This is a genomic window from Kitasatospora sp. NPDC024654, assembly GCF_055559155.1.
The window spans coordinates 1-3,064 of the sequence record NZ_JBVHLF010000218.1; the positions used below are offsets into that span (position 1 = coordinate 1).

3 protein-coding genes are annotated in these 3,064 nt (G+C 67.8%); all 3 read right to left on the reverse strand.

Features of this window, described 5'->3' with window-relative positions:
* Positions 1–127: 127 nt before the first annotated feature.
* On the reverse strand, positions 128–1,486 hold the full coding sequence (locus tag ACZ38L_RS39040) for a hypothetical protein (RefSeq protein ID WP_465702833.1): 1,359 nt from the start codon (positions 1,484–1,486) through the stop codon (positions 128–130).
* Between the two features lie 59 nt (positions 1,487–1,545).
* On the reverse strand, positions 1,546–1,980 hold the full coding sequence (locus tag ACZ38L_RS39045; RefSeq protein WP_465702835.1) for a hypothetical protein: 435 nt from the start codon (positions 1,978–1,980) through the stop codon (positions 1,546–1,548).
* A gap of 74 nt (positions 1,981–2,054) precedes the next feature.
* Entirely contained in the window at positions 2,055–2,612 is a 558-nt protein-coding gene (locus tag ACZ38L_RS39050) for an HAD domain-containing protein (RefSeq protein ID WP_465702837.1), read from the reverse strand.
* Positions 2,613–3,064 lie beyond the last annotated feature (452 nt).

The following is a 3,064-nucleotide window of genomic DNA, read 5'->3' on the forward strand; positions in this document are numbered from 1 at the left end:
CCCCACCAAACTCCCAGAAAGCGCCCCCGCGCTACCCAACACCACCAACGCGCCCGCTGATTGATCGGCTACACCACGAAGGGGGACATGACCGGGGCTGGGAGCCGACGGTGGCGGCAGGTCGGGTTCAGTCGGGTTCCGGTGGCCAGGTGAAGCCGAGAGCTTCTGCGGCCTCGCGGCTGCCGCCGGTGAGGCGCGCGTAGGTGGTTGGGCGTGCCGCGGCGAGCTGTTGGAGGACCGCGTTCGCTTGTTCTTCTGGTGGGGTGCCGTTGTCCGGGATGCTCCAGATGAACTGCACCCAGGGGCTGCTGTCGGAGCCGAAGCGTGGCTGCTCCGGATAGGTGAAGCTCAGCTCGACCTGGTCGCGTTGGGCGTAGTGCGTGCCGATCCAGCCCCGCTGGCAGCTCCACTGGGCCAGCAGGTCTGGCTGTTGGCGCAGTTGTTCCCTGATCAGCCGGGCGAGCGTGCGGGCCGGCCATTCCCAGCTGTGGTCGTTCTCCGCGCGGGCGATCTCCACGTCGTACTGGGCGGCATCGAAGCGGAGGTCGGGCAGTTCAGGCAGCGGTGGTTCGGACTTCGGGGCCGGTGGCCGGCGCCAGTTGTGCCACAAGACGGTGTCACTGTCGCGGACGATGGTGACGTAGAGCGCGCCGCAGCAGCCCTCGGTGCACCAGGCTTCCGCGAGCTGCACCTCTCTCGGCTCCTCGGTCGCCCGCAGCTGCCCGCTGCCGAGCAGTATTTCCGGGCTGTGTGCCACGCCGCGGTCGAAGGCTCCGGCGATCACCGGCCTGCCGTCTACGAGGACGCGGGCCTCCACGCCAGCGCGGCTTACGGGATCCAGGACGCATACGTGCACCGCGAGTCGGTCGTTCTCACCGGAGGGCTCGCTCCCGCCGGTCAGCACCTCTTTGGGTATGCGGTCGATCCACGCGGCCCGCCGGCGCGCGCCCATGTCCTGGGACGTTCGTGCGGCGGTGACCTGCGCTGTCCACCGGGGGTCGTCCAACAGGGCGCGGAGCCGGTCCAGGGTCTTCTCCCGCTCGCCCGGAGGCCAGTCCAGCAGGCTGCTGTGGCCACTGTGCAGGTCGAGGACGAGCGAGACGAGGAGCGCGTAGCGGTCGAGTGACGGGGACAGCCGGTCGACCCGCTCGGCCAGTCTGCTGTAGACCTGGCGGGCGGCAGGGTACTTCCGGATTGGCGCCCGGTAGTCGTTGGCGCCGGTCATGGCGGCCAGCAGTCGAGCCGCCTGCTCGAGGATGCGCTCATCGTCAGGACTGCGGTCGAGTGCTTCGGTCAGGTGCGCTGCTTCGGCGATCTCGCGGGCTTGGGATGGTGCGGTGTGCACTTCGTCCGGAGGCGTGTGCAGCAGCCACTCGCGGGCCTGCGGCTCATCTGCTCGGGCGCACAAGGCGGTTACGGATTCGGAGCGTCGCTGCGCCGGGAGGCGTTCGGCGAGCCAGATCAGATCCGGGGTGGTGCCCGGCATGGCCGCGAGCGCCGAGATCGCCCTGGAGCTGCAACACGTGAGCAGCCCGAGTGTCCGGATCAGCTCGGTATCCGCCGGCCCGTGGGGCTGGCGAGAAGACCAAGCCCGAGCCAGACGGCGCGGCGGTCGGTCCCAGTACGCAGGAGTGACGTTCCGGTGTCAACGGCCCGGTGTGGGTCCGGTGCGGGCAGGGACTCCAGGACCTGGAAGATCATCCGGTCCGACACGTCCAACTTGCACAACTCTGTCTGGAGAGTGTCGAGAGAACTGTCCGGGTCGGCGAAGAAGGCGTTGAGCAGGCGCCTGAGCTCGGCCCGGCGTTCCTGCCACTCGCCACGCCGGGAACGTGTGCGGCAAGGCTGGTCCAGCTCATCGGGGAACGGGCGGCCGCCGTCGGGCAGCGGCCCATCCGGGGCTCGCTGGAGCAGCCGGGATGCGTGGTCGTACAACGATATCCGGGGGTCGAGCGCGTTGCGCTCGCTGGTCGCGCTCACCAGCGGGAAGGGGACTCGATTCTGTTCGTCATGCGGCGGATGCTGCCAGCCGCACCCGCTCGGCCGCAACCGGATTACCGCCGCGAACCAATCCCATCGCCCGTCAACTGTGTTCCCGCCTGATGCAGCCATGCGTTGAGAGCGACGAAGTCAGCATCGGTAAGGCCCTGACGCGGATCGACGCGATGGAGCAGGGCGTGTCCTCGGTGGTGTGCGGAGACCCAGGCTCGATCGGTGTCGGTGATCTCATCGTCGACCCAGGCGAATGAGCGCCCCGCTGCCCAGTCGACAAGAGCGCGGGTCTTCCAGTGCAACCCCCTCCGCTCGTCCTGTTCATCGACGTCAGACGGCTCTGGCCAGATCACCACGGCCAACTGCGCCAGACCGATCCGTGGCGCGATGCACTCGTTCGCGTCGGCCATCCACGTCGTGGCCCAGACCAGATCACACGGTAGCGCCGCCAGCCGGGGCCCGTGCTCGGGATTGATCCTGGCCAGAAGCGGACTCGAGTCGCTTCCCTGCACTTCGGGGCCAGCCTGATACGTCGGATACTGCTGCGGCGCCGCGCCGAATGGGATAAGCGGTCCATCGACATCGAGGAAGAGCAGCGGGCGTTGTGCAGAACCGGTCACGACAGCACGATAGCGACTTGGCGTGACGGGCTCGACGCGATGAGGAGGTCTGGCAAGGATCACTGCCGCCTGTCTGCCCGCGAGCAGAGCACTGCCTGGTCACAAGAATCGCCAGCGCCGAATTGCGTGACCGCTGATTATCGGTTGGCCCGGAGTCGACGGCTACAGCAGCGCCGCGGCGAGGAACATCAGGGGCCCAAGGGAGCGGGACAGCCCTTACAATCGGATGTGATGCAAGTCACTCTCGAACTCCGGCTCGCGCGCTGCCTCTCACGCGCCTCTCACGGATTGGGTGTCATGAGACGACATCAGGCGTCATGCAGGGTGGACGAGATAGGCCCTGACCTGCGTGATTCGGACTAGTGCTGCTCCGCGTTAATTCGTGGAGGGGTGTTGATCAGGCTGCCTCCTTGAGTGGGGTGCCGTCGTAGGTCCAGCGGAAGGGCTTGGCG

What these genes read in the sequence shown, in the direction of transcription:
- ACZ38L_RS39040 (WP_465702833.1), bottom strand. Translation starts at nt 1,486, where the DNA reads ATGCCGGGCACCACCCCGGATCTGATCTGGCTCGCCGAACGCCTCCCG.